The organism is Promicromonospora sp. MS192 (genome assembly GCF_049532985.1).
Lineage (GTDB): Bacteria > Actinomycetota > Actinomycetes > Actinomycetales > Cellulomonadaceae > Promicromonospora.
On record NZ_CP186693.1, the window covers coordinates 2,766,755 to 2,785,732 of the forward strand.

Annotated in this window: 17 protein-coding genes; 8 read left to right on the top strand and 9 right to left on the bottom strand. The window is 73.9% G+C overall.

Annotated elements, in window-relative coordinates; all coding sequences use genetic code 11:
* Positions 1 to 116: 116 nt before the first annotated feature.
* The 7 genes from ACO229_RS12460 to ACO229_RS12490 all read left to right on the top strand — a co-directional run bounded on the left by ACO229_RS12460 (position 117) and on the right by ACO229_RS12490 (position 10,107).
* Positions 117 to 1,433, top strand: a complete 1,317-nt coding sequence (locus ACO229_RS12460; RefSeq protein ID WP_397432405.1) for a cytochrome P450 — start codon at positions 117 to 119, stop codon at positions 1,431 to 1,433.
* Positions 1,434 to 1,647: 214 nt separating this feature from the next.
* The gene (locus ACO229_RS12465) at positions 1,648 to 2,574 is read left to right on the top strand and encodes a carbohydrate ABC transporter permease (protein WP_397432403.1); all 927 of its coding nucleotides are present in this window, start codon (positions 1,648 to 1,650) and stop codon (positions 2,572 to 2,574) included.
* Entirely contained in the window at positions 2,571 to 3,497 is a 927-nt protein-coding gene (locus ACO229_RS12470; RefSeq protein ID WP_423465112.1) for a carbohydrate ABC transporter permease, read from the top strand. Before ACO229_RS12465 ends, ACO229_RS12470 begins: the two co-directional genes overlap by 4 nt.
* 77 nt (positions 3,498 to 3,574) lie before the next feature.
* Positions 3,575 to 4,891 (top strand): extracellular solute-binding protein, encoded by a 1,317-nt coding sequence (locus ACO229_RS12475; RefSeq protein ID WP_423465113.1) that lies wholly within the window; start codon positions 3,575 to 3,577, stop codon positions 4,889 to 4,891.
* A 56-nt stretch (positions 4,892 to 4,947) separates the two neighbouring features.
* Entirely contained in the window at positions 4,948 to 6,807 is a 1,860-nt protein-coding gene (locus ACO229_RS12480; protein WP_423465114.1) for a BNR-4 repeat-containing protein, read from the top strand.
* Between the two features lie 73 nt (positions 6,808 to 6,880).
* Entirely contained in the window at positions 6,881 to 9,163 is a 2,283-nt protein-coding gene (locus ACO229_RS12485) for an FAD-dependent oxidoreductase (RefSeq protein ID WP_423465115.1), read from the top strand.
* Positions 9,163 to 10,107 carry a LacI family DNA-binding transcriptional regulator gene (locus ACO229_RS12490; RefSeq protein WP_423465116.1) on the top strand — a complete coding sequence of 315 codons (945 nt, stop codon included), beginning with the start codon at positions 9,163 to 9,165 and terminating at the stop codon, positions 10,105 to 10,107. Before ACO229_RS12485 ends, ACO229_RS12490 begins: the two co-directional genes overlap by 1 nt.
* A 49-nt stretch (positions 10,108 to 10,156) precedes the next feature.
* Here ACO229_RS12490 and ACO229_RS12495 read toward each other — a convergent pair whose 3' ends face one another.
* A complete protein-coding gene (locus ACO229_RS12495) occupies positions 10,157 to 10,948 on the bottom strand; it encodes a DeoR/GlpR family DNA-binding transcription regulator (RefSeq protein ID WP_397412843.1) in 792 nt (263 codons plus the stop codon).
* Positions 10,949 to 11,029: 81 nt separating this feature from the next.
* Here ACO229_RS12495 and ACO229_RS12500 point away from each other — a divergent pair, with 81 nt between their 5' ends.
* Complete coding sequence (locus ACO229_RS12500; RefSeq protein ID WP_423465117.1) at positions 11,030 to 12,064, top strand: acetylxylan esterase; 1,035 nt, start codon at positions 11,030 to 11,032, stop codon at positions 12,062 to 12,064.
* A gap of 364 nt (positions 12,065 to 12,428) precedes the next feature.
* On the opposite strand, the gene ACO229_RS12505 is transcribed toward ACO229_RS12500, so the two are convergent.
* From ACO229_RS12505 to paaA, 8 genes are all read right to left on the bottom strand, one after another.
* On the bottom strand, positions 12,429 to 13,220 hold the full coding sequence (locus tag ACO229_RS12505; RefSeq protein WP_423465118.1) for an enoyl-CoA hydratase/isomerase family protein: 792 nt from the start codon (positions 13,218 to 13,220) through the stop codon (positions 12,429 to 12,431).
* Positions 13,221 to 13,249: 29 nt separating this feature from the next.
* The gene (locus ACO229_RS12510) at positions 13,250 to 14,152 is read right to left on the bottom strand and encodes a 3-hydroxyacyl-CoA dehydrogenase family protein (protein WP_423465119.1); all 903 of its coding nucleotides are present in this window, start codon (positions 14,150 to 14,152) and stop codon (positions 13,250 to 13,252) included.
* On the bottom strand, positions 14,149 to 14,892 hold the full coding sequence (locus ACO229_RS12515) for an enoyl-CoA hydratase/isomerase family protein (protein ID WP_423465120.1): 744 nt from the start codon (positions 14,890 to 14,892) through the stop codon (positions 14,149 to 14,151). The genes ACO229_RS12510 and ACO229_RS12515 overlap by 4 nt, the downstream gene beginning before the upstream one ends.
* The gene (gene paaE, locus ACO229_RS12520; RefSeq protein WP_423465121.1) at positions 14,889 to 15,974 is read right to left on the bottom strand and encodes a 1,2-phenylacetyl-CoA epoxidase subunit PaaE; all 1,086 of its coding nucleotides are present in this window, start codon (positions 15,972 to 15,974) and stop codon (positions 14,889 to 14,891) included. The genes ACO229_RS12515 and paaE overlap by 4 nt, the downstream gene beginning before the upstream one ends.
* A 1-nt stretch (position 15,975) precedes the next feature.
* Entirely contained in the window at positions 15,976 to 16,506 is a 531-nt protein-coding gene (paaD, locus tag ACO229_RS12525) for a 1,2-phenylacetyl-CoA epoxidase subunit PaaD (RefSeq protein ID WP_423465299.1), read from the bottom strand.
* A gap of 68 nt (positions 16,507 to 16,574) precedes the next feature.
* Positions 16,575 to 17,510: a 1,2-phenylacetyl-CoA epoxidase subunit PaaC gene (paaC, locus tag ACO229_RS12530; RefSeq protein WP_423465122.1), complete on the bottom strand. Its 936-nt coding sequence runs from the start codon at positions 17,508 to 17,510 to the stop codon at positions 16,575 to 16,577.
* A 26-nt stretch (positions 17,511 to 17,536) separates the two neighbouring features.
* Positions 17,537 to 17,833 carry a 1,2-phenylacetyl-CoA epoxidase subunit PaaB gene (paaB, locus tag ACO229_RS12535; RefSeq protein ID WP_397412850.1) on the bottom strand — a complete coding sequence of 99 codons (297 nt, stop codon included), beginning with the start codon at positions 17,831 to 17,833 and terminating at the stop codon, positions 17,537 to 17,539.
* Positions 17,830 to 18,861 carry a 1,2-phenylacetyl-CoA epoxidase subunit PaaA gene (gene paaA / locus ACO229_RS12540; RefSeq protein WP_423465123.1) on the bottom strand — a complete coding sequence of 344 codons (1,032 nt, stop codon included), beginning with the start codon at positions 18,859 to 18,861 and terminating at the stop codon, positions 17,830 to 17,832. Before paaA ends, paaB begins: the two co-directional genes overlap by 4 nt.
* Between the last annotated feature and the right edge of the window lie 117 nt (positions 18,862 to 18,978).

An 18,978-nucleotide genomic window follows, 5' to 3' on the forward strand; every position in this document is an offset into this window, starting at 1 on the left:
CCGGATCGTGACCTGGGCCGTCGGTCACCGCGGAGCGATCGTCCGTTAGCATCCCGAGCGGAGGCTCGTACCCGGCGTCACATGCGCCGGGCGCGGCCGCCGCCGAGAGGAGAACCGTGACCCCAGCATCATCGGTACCGCGGCCCGTGCGGCTGAGCGACGTCGCCGAACGCACCCCGCTCGTGGCGACGACGTCGTCGCCCGACGCGAACGCGGTGTACGAGCAGCTCCGTGAGCGCTGGGGATCGATCGCCCCGATCGACCTGGAGCCCGGCGTGCCGGGCTGGCTGGTGCTGGGGCACGCGGCGGCGGTCGGGATGCTGCGCGACGACCACACCTTCATCAAGGACCCGTCGATCTGGAACGGTCACGGCAAGGGCCTGCTCGGGCCGGGGTCGGGCCTGCACCTGGTGCTCGCCCAGGCGCCGAAGCCCACCCTCGCGGACGCCGACGGCGCCAAGCACGCCCGGCTGCGCCCACCCGTGGACGACGCGCTGGAGCAGGTCGACGAGGCCCGGGCCGGCGCCATCACCCGCCGGCTGTGCGGCATGCTCATCGACCGGTTCGAGGACCGCGGCCGCGCCGACCTGGTGGCCGAGTACGCCGCCGTCGTCCCGTTCCTGGTGCTGTCCGAGCTGGACGGCCTGGAACCGGGTCAGGCGCAGCGGCTGCAGGAGATCACCCGGGCGATCTTCGAGGCCGGAGCCGATGCCCGCGCGCTGACCGACGAGCTGCGCGAGATCGTCACGGGGCACATCGCGTACAGCCGCGAGCGCGGCACGCGGGACATCGCCGGCGTGCTGTCGGTGCACGAGAACTTCGAGAACGACCTCGAGCGCGCGCAGACGCTGACGGCCATCACGGCGGCGGCGACGGAGTCGCTCATGGCCTGGGTGGCACAGACCCTGGTGCTGATCCTGAGCGACCCGCGCTTCTCCCACCGGGTCTCGGGAGGCCGGCTGCACATCGACGACGCCCTCGACGAGGTGCTGTGGCGCTCGACGACCAACCCGAACCTCATGCCCCGGTTCGCGGTGCGCGACGTGGTGGTCGACGGCAAGCTCATCGAGCGCGGCGACCCGGTGGTCGTGGCCGTGCACGCGGCCAACCACGACCCGCTGGTGCAGTCCGACGACCCGTGGGAGACCGTGGGCAACCGGGCCTACCTGTCGTTCGGTGCGGGTGCGCACCGCTGCCCCGCCCCGCGCCTGGGCCGGGTCGTCGCCCGCATCGCGGTGGCCGAGCTGCTGCAGCGCCTGCAGCTGACGCTGGTCGGCGACCCCGACCGGGTCGAGTGGGCCACCAGCCCGTGGATGCGCTTCCCGGCGCGCCTGCCCGTGACGTTCCCCTCCCCGCGGCAGCAGCCCCCGTACGGGAGCTGGGGCGCCGACGCCGAGGACGACGACCCGGTGGGCTCCCCGCTCGGTCGCTGACGCCGCACCACGCTGACCAGGACATCTGCCGGCTGAGCGCCGACTGCCGGGTTGTTCCGCGCCACCATTCTGTGATCACTTCTGTTATTAGTTGTGATCTTTCGCGGCTCGCACCTCGGTGAGATCTGGCGCGCCGATTGACAGAACCGCACAGAGTCGGCCATTGTTGCGCTCGCACCCGGCAGTCCGCCCTCGACGACGAGGAACATCAGCGATGTCAGCTTCACAGTTTGAAACTCTTCAGCACACTACTTCACATTCGCCACCACGGCGGCTCAGCGACGGCCAGTTCGCCCTGCTCCTGCTCCTGCCCGGCGGCGCCCTGCTGCTCGGCGTGGTGCTGTACCCGCTCGTCGCGGCACTGGTGACGGCGTTCTTCGAGCAGAGCCTGGTCGTCCCTGGCCGCACGTTCGTCGGCCTGGCGAACATCGTCGACGTCCTGACCGGCGACTTCCCCCGCTTGCTGTGGCAGACCCTGGTCTTCACGGTCGGCACGACGGTCTTCCCGTTCGTCATCGGCTTCGCGCTGGCGCTGGCCCTGAACACCCGCATCCGCGGCGCCAAGGTGCTGCGCGGCCTCATGCTCATCCCCTGGCTGGTGCCCGGCGTCGTCGTGTCGTTCCTGTGGATGTGGATCTTCAACGCCAACTACGGCGTGCTGAACGCGCTCCTGGAGGCGGTCGGCCTCATCGACGGCGCCGTGCCCTGGCTCGCCCAGCCCGGTACCGCGATGACGGCCGTGGTGGTGGCCAAGACCTGGCAGTCCTTCCCCTGGATGATGGTCATGCTGCTGGCCGGCCTGCAGACGGTGCCGCGCGAGCTGCACGAGGCCGCGGAGATGGACGGCGCCGGCACCGTGCGCCGCTTCTTCTCGATCACGCTGCCCCAGGTCAAGGGCATCGTCGGCCTGGTGCTGCTGCTGGAGCTCATCTGGAACTTCCAGCACTTCGACATCATCTACGTGCTCACCGGCGGCGGGCCCGCCGGCGCCACGCAGACGTTCGCGACCGCCGTCTACGAGACCGCCTTCCACGGGTTCGACCTCGGGCACGCCGGCGCGCTCGGGCTGCTCTGGATGGTCCTGCTGATGGGCCTCGTCGTCGTGTACATCCGCTTCTCGGAGAAGGGAGAGGCGAAGTGAGCGCGCTGACGCCGACCCGCACCCCCGCCCCTGCGCCGGCCGGCCAGGACGCCACCACGCCCCCGCCCCGCCCGGTGCGGCGCAGCCCCCTGCGTTCCGAGCGGCGCGGCGTGCGCATCGCCGCGTGGTCCACCGTGGTGGTCTTCGGCGGGTTCGCCCTGCTGCCGGTGTACTGGCTGCTCGCCACCGCGCTCACCCCGCGCGACCAGGTCTTCGCCTACCCGCCCCGGCTGTTCCCCGCGGCGCCGACGCTCGACGCCTTCGCCGCGCTGGCCGGCAACGAGCAGCTGTTCGTCTACCTGCGCAACAGCCTGCTGGTGTCGGTGCTCACCGCCGTGCTCTCGGTGCTGGTCTCGGCGTACATGGGCTACTCGTTCTCCAAGTTCCGCTACCGCGGGCGCCGGTCGCTCATGTACTTCGTGCTCGCCTCGCAGATGTTCCCCCAGGCGCTGCTGCTGGTGACGCTCTACTCGCTGTTCAGCGCGTACGGCCTGCTCAACACCTACACCGCCCTGGTGCTGAGCTTCACCACGTTCACGCTGCCGCTGTGCGTGTGGATGCTCAAGGGGTTCTTCGACACCGTCCCCGACGAGCTCATCGAGGCGGCCCGCGTGGACGGCGCCTCGCGGCTGCGGATCATCCACTCGATCGTGCTGCCGCTGTCGGCCCCGGGCCTCATCGCCGCCGGGCTGTTCGCCTTCGTGCGCGGCTGGAACGACTTCATCTTCGCCCTCACACTCGCCGGCCCCGAGAAGCAGACCCTGCCGCCGGGCCTCGTGAACACGTTCGTGGGCGAGGCGTCCACCGCCTGGCCCGAGCTCATGGCCGCGTCCCTGGTGGTCTCGCTGCCGGTGGCCATCGCCTTCATCGCCCTGCAGAAGTACCTGGTCGGCGGCCTCACCGCCGGCGCAGTCAAGGGCTGACGGCGCCCGGCGGCACCACCGCCGGCGTCCCGGCCCGTAGTCCCCGTATGCCCGACCCCTCATCGTGGAGGATTCCCATGCCCGCACACCCCGCCCTCGACACGACCACCCTGTCCCGCCGTCGCCTGCTGCAGCTGCTCGGCCTCGGCGCGGGCACGCTCACGCTGGCCGCCTGCGTGCCCGAGGCCGGCCCCGCCGCGCCCCAGGCCGCGAGCACCGCGGCCGCCGGGGCGAAGACCGACTTCAGCTTCGCCTCCTGGTCGCTGACCGAGGAGACGGCCGCCCCGGCGATCCGCGAGCTGCTGGGCCAGTACTCCGAGGCGAACGACGTCACTGTCCGCGAGGTCTCCTACCCGTACAACGAGTACATCAGCCAGCTCACGCTGCAGGTCAAGGGCGGCCAGGTCACGGGCGCCGTGCACGTGGACGTCGCGTGGCTCGGCTCGCTGGCCGCGCTCGGCAAGCTGCAGGACCTGGGCCCACTCGCCCAGGGCACCGACTACACGCAGGCGGGGCTCACGGCGTCGCGGTTCGACGGCGTGCAGTACGGGCTGCCGTGGAACATCGGCGCGATCGGCCTCATCGCCAACTCGGGCCTGCTGGAGCAGGCCGGGATCGGCGACGCGCCCGCGACGATCGACGAGTTCGAGACCGCGCTCAAGGACCTCAAGAAGCTCGGCGGCGGCGTGGTCCCCTACGCGGCGTCCACGAAGGCGGCACAGCTCAAGGACGTGCTGATCTGGATGGAGACGTTCGGCAGCCCGCTGCTCGACGGCGACACGGTGACGATCGGCGACGACGCGAGCGTCGAGGCCGTCACCTGGTACAAGTCGCTCTACGACCAGGGCCTCATCGCGCCCGACGTCGACCGGTTCGACGCGCGGTCGCTGTTCGCCCAGGGCCGCGCCGCGATCTACGACGACGCGATCGTCGGCCGGGACGCGGTGGTCACCGAGTCGCCCGACAAGAAGCTCGCGGACAAGCTCACGGCCTGGTCGCGTCCCGTGCTCGCCGCGGGCGACACCCCGCGCGCGCTGGTCTGGGGCGGCGCCGTCGCCGTCGTCCAGGGGGACGGCGCGGAGACCGCAGCCGACTTCGCGAAGTGGATGACGTCGGACGTCGAGGTCGCGAAGCAGTACTTCGCGGCGCGCGGTCTGCCGCCGGCCACCGAGTCGGCGCTGGCGCTGCCGGAGGTGGCGGACGACGCGTTCGGCGCGCAGTTCGCCGAGCGGATCACCGCCACCGCCACCACCAACCCGTTCTGGGTCTACCCGCAGTACGCCCAGATCGAGACGGTCATCGCCGAGCAGGTCCAGGCGGTGCTGGTGGGCAGCGCGGAGCCGAAGGCCGCGATGGCGAAGGCCGGCGAGGCCGCTCAGAAGCTCGTCGGCTGACGGCGCCGCGACACGTGTTCGTTCCCGCAGTCATCCCCACGGTTCAAGGAGGAACCATGCGACGACAGCACCACCCCGGTCCCCGTGCCGTCACGGCCGCCCTCGCGGCGGCCGTGACCCTCGGCGCCGCCCTGCCCGTGCCGGCCGCCGCCGCGCCCGCCCCGGCGGCCGCGGCCCGGCACGCGGCGCAGGTCGACCAGCTGCCCTTCACGGTCGACTCGTCCAACCAGGCGGGCTGGTGGAAGCCGCTCGACGTGGTCGGCGGCGTCACCTACGTCGCCTACAACGCGCCCGGTCCCACGGCCGCCACGCACGAGGTGCACGTGGCCGCGCGCGGTGCGGACGGCGACTGGACCGACGGCTGCCTGCGGACGGCCGACGGCAGCTGCGCCACGTTCGCGGACGACAACGGCCACAACCAGCCCTCGATCGTGGTGGACGGCGACGGACACGTGCACGCGTTCGTCTCCATGCACCACGAGCAGTGGAACTACTTCCGCACCACGACGCCGGGCGACGTCACCTCGCTGGTGGACGTCTCGGCGCAGATGCCGGACCAGGACCTCGCCATCACCTACCCGGTGACCGCCCGCGGCGCGGACGGCGACGTCTACGTCATGGCCCGGGCGGGTGCGGACCAGCGGCAGGCCCGGACGGGCAACCTGTACCGCTTCGACACCTCGGCCGGCACGTGGTCGCGCGTCGCGGTGGTCGCCGACGCGCAGGGCCACTCGTTCTACCCGGACGACCTCAAGGTGGGCACGGACGGCCGCGTGCACGTGCTGTGGGAGTGGGGGCCCTGGCCCGCCGACCCGTCACGGCACCTGGGCTCGTACGCCGTGTACGACCCGGCCGACGGCTCGTTCCGCGACGTCACGGGCGCCGCTCTCGCCACCCCGATCACGCCGTCGACGCCGGGCGCCGTGATCTACCAGCCGTACACCGCGGGCGAGGACATCGGCTCGTACTGGCCGGCCCTGCAGACCGCGAAGCTCGCCGTGCACGGTGACGAGCTGGACGGCATCGCCTACCGGTTCCGCACCGAGGGCGTCACCGCGTTCGACGGCTACGACGTCCGGTACGCCCGCTGGGACGGCGCCGCCTGGCAGCGCGAGACCGTGCTCGACCTGGCCGGGCTCGGGCCGGGCGTCGAGACGTCGGCGGCCATCGAGACGACGTCGGCGGGCGCCACCACGCGGGTGTACGCGGTGGTGGAGACCACCTCCTGCGTGACGGGCCAGCGCAGCGCCGTCGTGCGCGCCGAGCAGGTGCGGGGCGAGAGCACCTGGCGGTTCGGCACGGTCGGCGAGCCGCAGACGGGTGCCCAGCGGCTGAGCGCCGTCACCGGGCCGACCGGCACGGACACGATGTACCTGACGGTCCCCAGCGCCGGGCTGCTGTTCCACGCCGCGCTGCCCCGCACGGCCGGCACGCCCGAGGGCGGCACCGCCGCCGACGTCGTGGCGGACCTGCGCGGGGAGGCCACCCGGGTCAACGTGGCCCGGGGCGCGGACGTGACCGTGTCCTCGACGCTGCGCGCCGACACCGGCGGCGAGCTCGCGGTGGACGGCTCCTGCACGGACGCCAGCCGCTGGATCTCCGCCCTGGAGGACACCCAGCCGGTGCTGACCGCCGACTGGGGCACGCCCACGGCCGTCGACACGGTCCGCGTGCGCAGCGGCTACAGCAAGGCCACCGGCACGGCCGACGTGCTGCGCGCCTTCTCCGTCGAGCTGCACACGGCCGACGGCTGGGTCCCGGTGGGCCAGGTCAGCGGCAGCACGCAGGGCACGGTCACCCTCACGTTCCCCGCCGCCACGGCCGACCAGGTGCGGCTGCTGGTCACCGACCCGTCGGCGTCGGCCACCGACGTCGCGCGGGTCTACGAGGTCGAGGCCCTCGCCGCCGACGACTAGCCCGCTCCACCCCGCACGCCCGCCCGGCACACCCACCAGCACTCTTGACCAGCACTGAGGAAACAAGGAGAACATGCGCACCCAGACGGTAGAAGCCGACATCGTCGTCGTCGGAGGGGGCCTCGCCGGCGTCTGTGCCGCCGTCGCGGCCGCCCGGATGGGCCGGCAGGTCGTGCTGATCAACAACCGGCCGGTGCTCGGCGGCAACTCGTCGTCCGAGGTGCGGGTGTGGGTGTGCGGGGCGACCGCGCACGGCAACCAGCGATGGGCCCGGGAGACCGGGATCATCGGCGAGATGTACGTCGAGAACCAGTACCGCAACCCCGAGGGGAACCCGGTCTACTGGGACGACGTCGTGCTGGACACCGTGCGTCGCGAGCAGAACATCCGGCTGTTCCTGAACACCGACGTCCGCGAGGTGCGCGCCACCGGGCCCGACGACGCCCGGCGCATCGAGTCCGTGACCGGCTGGACCATGGCGTCGGAGATCCTGACCACCTTCACCGCACCGGTCTTCCTGGACTGCACCGGCGACGGGCTCGTGGGGCACCTCGCGGGCGCCCGGTACCGGCTGGGCAAGGAGAGCCACGACGAGTTCGGCGAGGAGTGGGCACCCCCGGAGCCCGTGCGCGAGTTCCTGGGGTCCACGCTCCTCTTCTACACGAAGGACCTGGGGCACCCGGTGAAGTACGTGGCGCCGGAGAGCGCCATCGACATCTCGGGCACCCCCATCCCCGAGCACCGCATCATCCGCAGCGGCGACTCCGGCGCGCACTACTGGTGGATCGAGTGGGGCGGCGAGCTCGACACGGTCGACGACAACGAGCGGATCCGCGACGAGTTGCGCGGCGTCATCCTCGGCATCTGGGACCACATCAAGAACTCCGGGAAGTTCGACGCCGACAACCTGACCCTCGAGTGGATCGGCAACGTGCCCGGCAAGCGCGAGTACCGCCGGTTCGTGGGCGACTACACGCTGCACCAGGGCGACATCGTGGGCCAGACCGAGTTCGCCGACGGCGTCGCGTTCGGCGGCTGGTCCATCGACCTGCACCCCGCGCAGGGCATGTACGCCACCGGGGCAGGGGCCCTGCAGCGCTTCTCCGACGGCGTCTTCGAGATCCCCTACCGGTCCCTGTACTCCGTGAACGTGGAGAACATGCTGTTCGCGGGCCGTGACGTCTCGGCCACGCACATCGCGTTCGGCGCCGCGCGCGTCATGGCCACCTGCGGCGCCATGGGCCAGGCCGCGGGCACCGCGGCGGCCCTGTGCGTCGAGCACGGCACCACGCCGCGCGGCGTGTACACCGACCACCTGGACAAGCTGCGCCAGACGCTGCTGGCCTGGGACGCTCCCCTGGTCGGCGTCGCGAACGCCGACGAGCGGGACCTGGCCCGGCGCGCCCGCGTGACGGCGTCGAGCACCACCACGACCGTCGCCGCCCCGGTGGCCGCCACGACCGGCGACCCGTACGACGACTTCGACGTGCACGACCTCGACGTCGACCTGGGCATCGCGCTGCCCGTGCACCCGCGCCTGGACAGCGTGGACCTGCTCGTCTCGGCCCGGAACGACACGACGCTCCGGGTGGAGGTGTACTCCACCGGCAAGAAGCAGAACGTGGTGCCCGCGCACCTGGAGTCGGCGACCGACGTCGTCGTGCCCGCCGGTGACCACCGCTGGGTCACGGCCCACGTGCCGTTCGCCCCGGAGGTGCCGCAGAACGCCGTGGTGGTGCTCCGCGCCAACCCCGACCTGGCCGTGCACACCACGGCCGCGCTGCCGCCCGGGGTGCTCACCCTGGTGCACCGCGTCGACAGCGACGACCAGAACGTGCAGATCAGCACCGACGAGCTGCTCGTGCAGTGGCCCACCAAGCCGCTGCGCGGCCGGTCCATCGTCTTCCGGACCGCCCCCGAGACGCACGCGCTCGCGCCCGAGCGGGCGACGTCGGGCTACCACCGCAACCACGGCGGGCCGAACATGTGGGCCTCGGCGCCCCTGTCCCCCGGCCGCGAGGAGTGGCTGCGCCTGGACTGGGACGAGCCCGTGACCCCGGGCGAGGTGCGGGTCGTGCTCGACGACGACCTCGACGTCGAGCTCAACACGCTGCACCACCACCGCACCCCCCACGAGATCCTGCCCACGCTGGTGAAGGACTACCGCGTCGAGGTGCTGCCGCACGACGGGCCGGACTGGGTCACCGTCGCGGCCGTGACCGGCAACCGGCAGCGGCTGCGCGTGCACCCCCTGCCGGACGACCTCGGTGCCGTCCGCTCCGCCCGCCTCGTGGTCGGCGCCACCAACGGTGCCGAGCAGGCCCGCGTGGTCGCGTTCCGGGTCCAGGAGCGGTGATGCCGACCGGGAACGACCGGACCCTGCGCACCGCGCCCGCGGTGTCGCCGGTCCCCCGCCGCCGGGCGGGCACCACTACGCTGTCGGTCGTGCACAGGAAAGAGCGCACCGGGATCGTGGCGCTCGCCGTGCCGGACCTGGAGGAGCCGTACTTCGCCGAGCTGACGGCGCTGCTGGTGCGGCGCGCGGACCAGCGCGGCCTGTCGGTGCTCATCCAGCAGACCGCCGGCGACCACGAGCGCGAGGTCAACGTCGCCAACGGCATCGGCCTGCCCGCGACGGACGGGCTGATCCACATCCCCCGCGCGCTGTCGGTGGCCGACCTGACCCGCCGCGCCACGCCCGGACCCCTCGTGCTGCTGGGCGAGCACATCCTGGTCAGCCCGTTCACGCACGTCACCATCGACAACCGCGCGGCGTCCTACGCCGCGGCCGAGCACCTGGCCCAGGTCGGCTGCGCCCGGGTCGCGTACGTGGGCACCCGGGACGCGCGCCCGTCCGACGCCGCCGACCGGCGGTACACGGGCTACCGGGACGCCGTCGCGGCCCTGGGGCTGGCGCAGGACCCGGACCTGGTGGCGCAGCTCGACGCGTTCACGCCGGACGAGGGCCTGCGGGCGGTCGCCGACCTGCTGCGCCGAGGGGTCGCGTTCGACGGCCTGGTCTGCGCGAACGACTCCGTGGCCTTCGGCGCGCTGGTCGCGCTGGAGGCCGGCGGGCGGTCGGTGCCCGGCGACGTGGCCGTGGTCGGCATCGACGACGTGCGCGGCGCGCGGTTCACGGTGCCCGCCCTGACGTCGGTCGCCCCCGACAAGGAGGCGCTGGTCGAGCGCGCGCTGAGCGAGCTCGAACGGCAGATCGCCACCCCGCCCGGCGGCAACCTGCCCGTGGAGCACGTGGTGGTCGGGGCGCGCGTGGTGCCCCGGGCCAGCACGGCCCGGTGAGGCCCCGGCGGGCCGTGCCGCACGGCCGGCCTCCCGGGCACGCCCGGGCTCAGTCCACCGGCACGACCTGGAGCTCGCCCACCTGCTCGGCGAGCGTCGCGCGGGCCGCCTCGTCCAGCCCGTCGTCGACCACGAGGTGGCGCACGTCGCGCAGGTCCACCACGGTGGTCAGCCCCACGACGCCCCACTTGGAGTGGTCGGCCAGCACGACGGCGGCGGCACCCGCCGCGAGCAGCGCGCGGTCGGTCTCGGCCTCCAGGAGGTTCGGCGTGGTCAGGCCGGCGTGCAGGTCGATGCCGTGCGCGCCGAGGAACGCGATGTCCAGGTGCAGGTGCTCCAGCGACCGCACGGCCACCGGGCCCACCAGGGAGTCGGACGGCGTCCGGACGCCGCCGGTCAGCACCACGGACTGCGTGTACGGCTCGTCGGACCGGTCAGGACGCCGGAACACCTCGGCGACCGGCAGCGAGTTGGTCACCACGGTCAGCTCCGCGACGTCGCGGAGCTCCTGCGCGAGCACCCACGCCGTCGTGCCGCCGGAGAGGCCGACCGCCATACCCGGCTCCACCAGGGCCGCCGCGTGCCGCGCGATCGCCCGCTTCTGGGCGACCTGCTGGTGCACGCGGGCCACGAACCCGCGGTCCTGGCGCACCGTCTCGTCCGGCCGCGCCGTGGCACCTCCACGCACCCGGTCCAGCTTCCCGTGGTCCGCGAGCACCTCGATGTCGCGGCGGACCGTCATCGCGCTCACGCCGAGCTCGTCGGCGAGCTCCGCGATGCTCGCGGCGCCCCGGCGGGCCACCTCGTCGACGATCCGCGCCCTGCGCTCAGCGACCAGCACACCTACCCCTTTCGACGACCGGCTCAGTGTGACACGAGCCGCGCCGTCGGCCACCGCCGTACCCGCCGAAGGAAACCCGACGTGACCCCTGCCGCACCCCCGGTCCCGCCGAGCCCCTACGACCGGTGGTTCCCGGGCAGCCCCCTCGACGGCACCTACGGGTACGACCGCGACGCGCTGCTCGCCGTGGTGCCCGCCGCCGAGCCGGACGGGTTCGCCGAGCTGTGGCGGTCCTGGTACGCCCGGGCGCGGGAGGTGCCGTCCGACGTGGTGGTCGAGGCGGCGGGTGGGGCTCGCCGGCCCACGCACGACGTCTCCGTGGTGACCTACACCGCCGACGGCGGGCTGCGCCTGCGGGCCTGGGTCGCGGTGCCGGTGGGCCTACGCCCCCGCGTGGGCGTGGTGCACAGCCACGGGTACGGCGGGCGGGACGCCCCGACCTTCGAACGGGTGCCGCACGACGCCGCCGTCATCTTCCCGGTCGCGCGCGGGCTCGGTGCTCTGAACGCCGGTGTCGGGGCGCCCGACACCAGCTCGCGGCACGTGCTGCACGGCATCGAGGCGGTGGAGACGTACGCCGTCGGGCGGTCCGCCGTGGACCTCTGGCACGCGGGGACCGCCCTGCTGGACCTGCTGGCCCGGCGGGACGAGACCCTGGGCAACCTGCCGCTGTACTTCGTCGGCACGAGCTTCGGCGGCGGCATCGGGGCGCTGGCCGTGCCGTGGGACGACCGGTTCGTGGGCGCCACGCTCGAGGTGCCGACGTTCGGCCAGCACGACCTGCGCCTGACGATGCCGTGCACGGGCAGCGGCGAGGCCGTGCGCCACCACGTCGCGGACCACCCGGAGGCACGCGAGGTGCTGGCGTTCCACGACGCGTCGGTGGCCGCCACGCACCTGCGCGTGCCCACCCGCGTCGAGTGCGCGGCGTGGGACACGCACGTGCCGCCGCCGGGACAGTTCGCGGTGGCGAACGGGGTCGGCCGGGCCGCGGGGGCGAACTTGGAGCTGGCGATCCACACGGCGGGCCATGCCGAGTACCCCGGCCAGTCCCGGGAGCAGGCGGCGGCGTTCGCCGCGACCCGCGCCCACATCGCCCGCACCCTCCCGACCTGACCGGCCCACCGACCCCACCCACGGGCCTCACCGACGGGCCTCACCCACCGGCCCCACCCACCGGCCCCACCGACGGGCCCCACCCATCGGCCCCACCCAGCCGCCGACGGCGAACGCGGACCTGGTAGCACTCCGAGCGCTCAGAACGCACCTACTCCCGCACTCAACACTCCACGACGCCGGCCCGGCGATGACCGGCGACGGCCCGGCGACGGCCCGGCGATGACCCGGCGTCGGCCCGGCGTCGGCCCGGCACCCTCCAGCCCCGGCGATCGTAGGGATCGTCGGTCGATGAGGGCCCATGGGCCGACCATCCCTACGTTCGGCCAGGCAGGGAGGGTGTCGGGCGGGCGCCGCGAGAGGGTCAGCGGCCCGTGAAGGTGGGGGGCTCGCGGGTCAGGAACGATGCGACCGCACCCGTGTGGTCGGACGTGGCGCCGCACCGGGTCTGGGCCACCGCCTCGGCCTCGAGGGCGTCGTCCAGGCTCAGGCCCGGGGCCCGGGCGAGCAGGCGCTTGGTCTGCGCGAACGCCGTGGTCGGTCCTTCGGCGAGCTGCCGGGCCAGCGCGGTGGCCCGGGGCAGCACCTCGTCCGGCTCGACGATCTCGCCGGCGATACCCCAGGCGACGGCCTCCTCGGCGGTGAACGTGCGGCCGAACAGGACGAGCTCCTTGGCCCGGGCGTCCCCGACGGCGCGCGGCAGCGTGACCGACAGGCCGGTGTCGAAGGTCAGCCCGATCCCCGTGAACGCGGTCGCCAGCCGCACGCCGGTCGCGAAGACCCGGTGGTCGCACGCGAGCGCGAGGCCCAGTCCGGCCCCCACGCAGGTTCCGGCCACGGCGGCCAGCACCGGCTTGGGCATGGTCAGCAGGTCGCGCACGACGGGCGAGTAGTGCTCGCGGACCGTGGAGAAGGCCGCCTCCGCCCCGTCGGCCAGGGCAGCGGCGTGCTCGCCCAGGTCCTGGCCCAGGCAGAACGCCCGCGTGGTCCCGGCGAGCACGACGGCGCGCACCGCGTCGTCGGCGGCGACGTCCGCGACGGCGGCGCGCAGGGCCTCCTTGGCCGCGACGGTCAGGGCGTTGCGGTGCGCGGGGTCGTCCAGCGTGATCGTCGCCACCGCGTCCACGCGGTCGACGACGACGGAAGCGTCGCTCATCGTTCCTCCTTCACGATCGGTGCCGGGTGTCACCACGGGTAGAACCCCTGCCCGGTCTTGCGGCCCAGCTCCCCCGCGGCGACCTTCTCGCGGAGCACCCGGGGCGGCGCGAACCGGGGCCCCAGCTCGCGTTCGAGGTGCTCGGCGATGTGCAGCCGCACGTCGAGCCCCACGAGGTCGGTGGTGCGCAGCGGACCCACCGGGTGCCGGTAGCCCAGGGTCATCGCGGTGTCGATGTCGGCGGCGTCGGCCACGCCCTCCTCCAGCATGCGCATCGCCTCCAGGGCGAGCGCCACCCCGAGCCGGCTGCTCGCGAAGCCCGGTGAGTCCTGGACGGTGATCGCCGTCCGGCCCAGGCCCGCGACCCAGTCCCGGGCCCGGGCGACGAGGCCGGGCGCGGTGCGCCGTCCGACCACCACCTCGACCAGGGAGCTGACCGGGACGGGGTTGAAGAAGTGCAGGCCCACCAGGCGGGAGGGGTCCGGCAGGGCGTCGGCCAGCGCGTCGATCGACAGCGAGCTCGTGTTGGTGGCGAACGCCGCGCCGGGGGCCGCCGCGGCCGCCCGCGCCAGCACGTCGCGCTTGAGGCCGGCCACCTCGGGCACGGCCTCGACCACCAGCGCGCAGCAGGCCAGTGCGGCCTCGTCCACCACGACGCCGAACCCGCCCGCGACCGTCGCGCCCTCGGCGACCGCCCGGGCGAGGCTCCGCTCGATGCGCTCGCGCGCCGACCGCGCCGCGGCGTCGTCGCTCTCGACGACCGTCACGGTGGCGCCCGCCACCGCGAACGCATGGGCGATGCCGCCGCCCATGCGCCCGCCGCCGTACACGCCGACGGCGTCCGGGACGGCCACCACCGAGGCCGGCTGCGGGGCAGACGGCACGGCCGCAGCCGCCGGACCGGGCGCCGCTCCCTCCGGGACCCCGGTCATGGCCGCCCCCTGCGCCGGTCGAGGAACGCCGTCATCCGGTCCGCCTTGTCCTGGGTCTCGAACAGCACTGCCTGGGCGACGTCGTCGATCAGGGGGTGGGCGGCGCGGGGCGCGTCCAGCACGGACTTGGTCAGCCGCACGGCGAGCGGTGCCTGCGCGGTGATCCGGTCGGCGAGCCGGTGCCCGGCCGGTTCCAGGTCGTCGGCGTCCACCACCTCGTTGAGGAGCCGGACGGCGAGGGCCTCCTGCGCGTCGAGCACGCGCCCCGCCAGCAGCACCTCCTTGGCGAGCGGCTCCCCGACGAGCTCCGCGAGCCGCCAGGCGGCCCCGGCGGCGGCGAGGATGCCGAGGCCCGGCTCGGGGTTGCCGATCCTGGTCGCCGAGGTGCCGATCCGGAAGTCGCACGCGTAGGCGAGCTCCGCGCCGCCGCCGAGGGCGTACCCGTCGACGAGGGCGACCACGGGCATCGGCAGCCGGCGGACCCGCTCGAAGACCCCGGAGTTGATCCCCGCCAGGGCATCCTCCCGGCGTCGTTCGCGCAGCTCCGCGATGTCGGCGCCCGCGGCGAAGGTGCCACCGGAGCCCACCACGAGCGCCACCCGCGGCGTGGCCTCCAGCAGGGCGCAGGCGGCGTGCAGGGCCTCGACCGTGGCGCGGTCGATGGCGTTGCGGACCTCGGGCCGGTTCAGGCGCAGCACCACCCGGTCGTCGTGCTCTTCGACCAGCAGGGGCGCGCTCATGCGTCGAAGTCCACGACGACCTCGTCGCTCACCGGGAACGACTGGCAGGTGAGCACGAACCCGGCGGCCACCTCGGACTCCTCCAGCGCGTAGTTGCGCACCATGTCCACCTCGCCCTCGCGCACGCGCGCCCGGCAGGTGCCGCAGACCCCGCCCTTGCACGCGAACGGCAGGTCGGCACGGACCTCCTGCGCGGCGTCGAGGAGCCGGGTGTCCCGCGGCATCGCGCTGGTCGTGGACCGGCCGTCGAGCACCACGGTCACCTGGCTCGTGGCGCCGTCGGCCACGCGGTCGGCGTGCCGTAGCTGCGGCGGCGGCTCGTCGACCCAGAACAGCTCGACGTGCACCCGGTCGGCCGGGACGCCGAGCTCGGCCAGCACCGCCCGGGCCCCGTCCTGCATGCCGAGCGGCCCGCAGAGCCACACGTGGTCCACGTCGCCGACCGGCACCACGAGGGTGAGCAGGGCACGCAGCCGGTCGGCGTCGAGCCTGCCCGAGAACAGGTCGACGTCCCGCGGCTCCCGGGACAGCACGTGGACCAGGTCGAGCCGGTCGTGGTGGGCGTCCTTGAGGTCCGCCAGCTCCTCGGCGAACATCACCGAGGCGGTCGTGCGGTTGCCGTAGAGCAGGGTCACGCGGGCGTCCGGGTTGCGCAGCAGCGTGGCCGTGATCGAGAGCACCGGCGTGATACCCGAGCCCGCCGCGATGCACAGGTGCCGCCCGCCCGCGGCCGGGTCGACCCGGAACCTGCCGCTCGGCGCCTGCACCTCCACCCGGTCCCCGGGCCGCACGTCGTGCACGAGCCAGGCCGAGAACAGTCCGTCGGGCACCTCGCGGACGCCGATCCGCGGCGGGCTGCCGACGGGCGCGCAGATCGAGTAGGTGCGGCGGTGCTCGACGCCGTCGACCACCCGGCGCAGCGTCAGGGACTGGCCGGCCGCGAAGTCGAACACGTGCCGCAGGCCGGCGGGCAGGTCGAACGTCACCGCGGCCGCGTCGTCGGTGAGCCGTTCGACGTCGCGCACGGTGAGCGTGTGGAAGGCCGTGCGCCCGGCGGCGGCGCGGCTCAGGGTGGCGGTCACGTCAGATCTCCTTCACGTGGTCGAACGGCTCCAGGCACGACCGGCAGCGGTACAGGGCCCGGCACGCCGTGGCGCCGAACTCGGAGGTGACCTCGACGTCGTCCGCCCCGCAGCGCGGGCAGCGCACCGCGCGGCGAGGCGGGCCCAGGCGCAGCGGCACCGGCCCGGCGTGCCGGGGTGCGCGGCCCGGCGGGGAGATCCCGGCGTCCGCGAGGGCCGCCCGGCCGGCCGGGGTGATCCAGTCGGTGGTCCAGGCGGGTTCGAGGACGACGCGTACCCGCGCGTCGGCGAATCCCGCGGCGTGCAGCTCGTGCAGGAGGTCGTCGCGCATGGTCGCCATGGCGGGGCAGCCCGAGTAGGTGGGGGTGATCGCGGCGACGACGGCGCCGTCGTCGCCGAGCGCGACGTCCCGCAGGACGCCGAGGTCGTGCAGGGTGAGCATCGGCAGCTCCGGGTCCACGACGGCGGCGGCGACCGCGCGGGCGCGGGTCAGCGCGCCGGGGTCTGCCGGATTGTGCGCCGGACCGTGCAGCGGCTGGTCCACCGGCGGGGTCCCCGGCGGGTGCGGGGCGGCCGGCCGCTGCCGCGCGGGTGCGGCGGTCACCACCGGCCTCCGGGGTGCGCGCGGGCGACCGACTGCATCTCGGCGAGCAGCAGGCTGAGCGCCTCGGTGTGCCGGCCGTCGCGGCCCGTCCGACCGAGCACGCCCGCGAGCGCGGGCACGTCGGGCCGGTCGACGCCGCTGGCGGCCAGCACCTGGCTGAGCACCGCGTCGACGCGCGCGGTGAGGCCCGCCGGGTCGACGCCGACGCCTGCCCGGGCAACCGCGCGCTCGACGTCGTGCGTCGCGAACAGCTCGGCCCGGTACGGCCAGAGGGCGTCGAGCCCGCCGACCAGCCGCCGGCGGGACTCGGCGGTGCCTCGGGCCAGGGTCAGGAACCAGCGGGCGGCGAAGTCCCGGTGGTAGGTGAGCTCCTTGACGCCCTTGGCGGCCACGGCGGCGAGCACGGCGTCCCGGCTGCGGCACAGCTCCTCGAACAGGGCCAGCCGCCAGGCCGAGAACAGCAGGATCCGGGCGACGGTGTGGCCGAAATCGCCGTTCGGCACCTCCGCGAGGCGCACGTTGCGGAACCGGAGGCCGTCGCGGAAGAAGGCGAGCCGGTCCTCGTCGGGCACGGGTGAGCCGTCCGGCAGGGCGGGCACCTGCGCGGGGTCGGCGGCGGCCGCCCGGGCGAGCAGCAGCCGCGCCTGACCGAGCAGGTCGAGGGCGATGTTCGACAGCGCGATGTCCTCCTCCAGGTCGGGGGCGCGGCTGCACCACTCGGCGAGCCGCTGGGAGAGCACGAGCGCGTCGTCGCCGAGCATCAGGCAGTAGGTCGCCAGCGCGGCGGGGTCCACGCCGTCGGGCACGGTGGCCTCGACGCCGGCCAGCGGGTCCTCGAAGTCGGTCCCGAAGGCCCAGCGGTCGTCGTTGACGAGCAGGCCCGCGTAGGCGCTGTCGTGCTCGCCGGGCTCGTGGGTGCGGACGTCGGGCATGCGGCCTCCTCCAGGTGCGGGACGTCCTACATGTGCGGGACGTCGGCGGGGATGTCGTAGAACGTGGGGTGCCGGTAGACCTTGTCCCCGCTGGGCGCGAAGAGCGGGTCCTTCTCGTCCGGGCTGGAGGCCGTGATCGCGGATGACCGGACCACCCAGATGCTGACGCCCTCGTTGCGCCGCGTGTAGACGTCACGGGCGTGCCGCACGGCCATCTGGTCGTCGGGGGCGTGCAGTGACCCGACGTGCACGTGGTTGAGGCCCCGCTTGCCGCGGACGAACACCTCGTAGAGCGGCCACTCGCCGCTGACCTGGCCGGTCATGCCACCTCCTCGTCGCCCTCGTGGCCCTCGTGGCTGCCGTCATCCCCGTGGCTGCCGCCGTCCCCGTGGTCGTGACGGTTCGCGAACGCGAGCGCCGCCTCGCGGACCCAGGCGCCGTCGTCCCAGGCCTGCGCGCGGTGCGCCACGCGCTGGGCGTTGCAGGGGCCGTTCCCCGCGACGACGGCCCAGAGCTCGTCCCAGTCGGGCTGCCCGAAGTCGTAGGACCCGCGCTCCTCGTTCCAGGCGAGCTCCGGGTCGGGCAGGGTGACGCCCAGCGCGTCGGCCTGGGGCACGGTCATGTCGACGAAGCGCTGGCGCAGCTCGTCGTTGGTGTGCGTCTTGACCCCCCAGGCCATGGAGCGCGCCGTGTTGGGCGACGCGTCGTCCGGCGGGCCGAACATCATCAGCGACGGCCACCAGAACCGGTCCACGGACTCCTGGACCATGGCTCGCTGCTCGTCGGTGCCGCGCATCATCGTCGCCAGCAGCTCGAAGCCCTGCCGCTGGTGGAAGGACTCCTCCTTGCAGATGCGGATCATGGCCCTGCCGTAGGGGCCGAAAGAGGTGCGGCACAGGGGCACCTGGTTGCAGATGGCGGCGCCGTCGACCAGCCAGCCGATGGTGCCCGTGTCGGCGTACGAGAGCGTGGGGTAGTTGAAGATCGAGGAGTACTTCTGCCGGCCGCTGATCAGCATCTCGGTGAGCTCCTGCCGCGAGACGCCGAGGGTCTCCGCGGCCGAGTAGAGGTAGAGGCCGTGGCCCGCCTCGTCCTGGACCTTGGCGAGCAGGATCGCCTTGCGCCGCAGCGACGGCGCGCGGCCGATCCAGGCCCCCTCCGGCTGCATGCCGATGATCTCGGAGTGGGCGTGCTGCGCGACCTGGCGCACCAGGGTCCTGCGGTAGGCCTCGGGCATCCAGTCGCGCGGCTCGATGCGGTCCTTGCGGGCGATCGTGGCCTCGAACCGCGCTTCGAGCAGGGTCTCGGGCAGGGCGTCGGGCAGGGCATCGGGCTCGGTGTCTGCCGGCATGACCACCTCCGTGGGCGACGTCGCCCGTCCGCTGGACGCACTTCTGAACCTATTTACTGACCGAACGTTCTGTAATAGATTGGCACAGCCACGAGGGGTTGCACAACGGCCTGGGCA

What these genes read in the sequence shown, in the direction of transcription:
- ACO229_RS12485 (WP_423465115.1), top strand. Translation starts at nt 6,881, where the DNA reads ATGCGCACCCAGACGGTAGAAGCCGACATCGTCGTCGTCGGAGGGGGC.
- paaC (WP_423465122.1), bottom strand. Translation starts at nt 17,510, where the DNA reads ATGCCCGACGTCCGCACCCACGAGCCCGGCGAGCACGACAGCGCCTAC.
- paaB (WP_397412850.1), bottom strand. Translation starts at nt 17,833, where the DNA reads ATGACCGGCCAGGTCAGCGGCGAGTGGCCGCTCTACGAGGTGTTCGTC.
- ACO229_RS12505 (WP_423465118.1), bottom strand. Translation starts at nt 13,220, where the DNA reads ATGAGCGACGCTTCCGTCGTCGTCGACCGCGTGGACGCGGTGGCGACG.
- ACO229_RS12475 (WP_423465113.1), top strand. Translation starts at nt 3,575, where the DNA reads ATGCCCGCACACCCCGCCCTCGACACGACCACCCTGTCCCGCCGTCGC.
- paaA (WP_423465123.1), bottom strand. Translation starts at nt 18,861, where the DNA reads ATGCCGGCAGACACCGAGCCCGATGCCCTGCCCGACGCCCTGCCCGAG.
- ACO229_RS12515 (WP_423465120.1), bottom strand. Translation starts at nt 14,892, where the DNA reads ATGAGCGCGCCCCTGCTGGTCGAAGAGCACGACGACCGGGTGGTGCTG.
- ACO229_RS12510 (WP_423465119.1), bottom strand. Translation starts at nt 14,152, where the DNA reads ATGACCGGGGTCCCGGAGGGAGCGGCGCCCGGTCCGGCGGCTGCGGCC.
- ACO229_RS12480 (WP_423465114.1), top strand. Translation starts at nt 4,948, where the DNA reads ATGCGACGACAGCACCACCCCGGTCCCCGTGCCGTCACGGCCGCCCTC.
- ACO229_RS12490 (WP_423465116.1), top strand. Translation starts at nt 9,163, where the DNA reads ATGCCGACCGGGAACGACCGGACCCTGCGCACCGCGCCCGCGGTGTCG.
- ACO229_RS12465 (WP_397432403.1), top strand. Translation starts at nt 1,648, where the DNA reads ATGTCAGCTTCACAGTTTGAAACTCTTCAGCACACTACTTCACATTCG.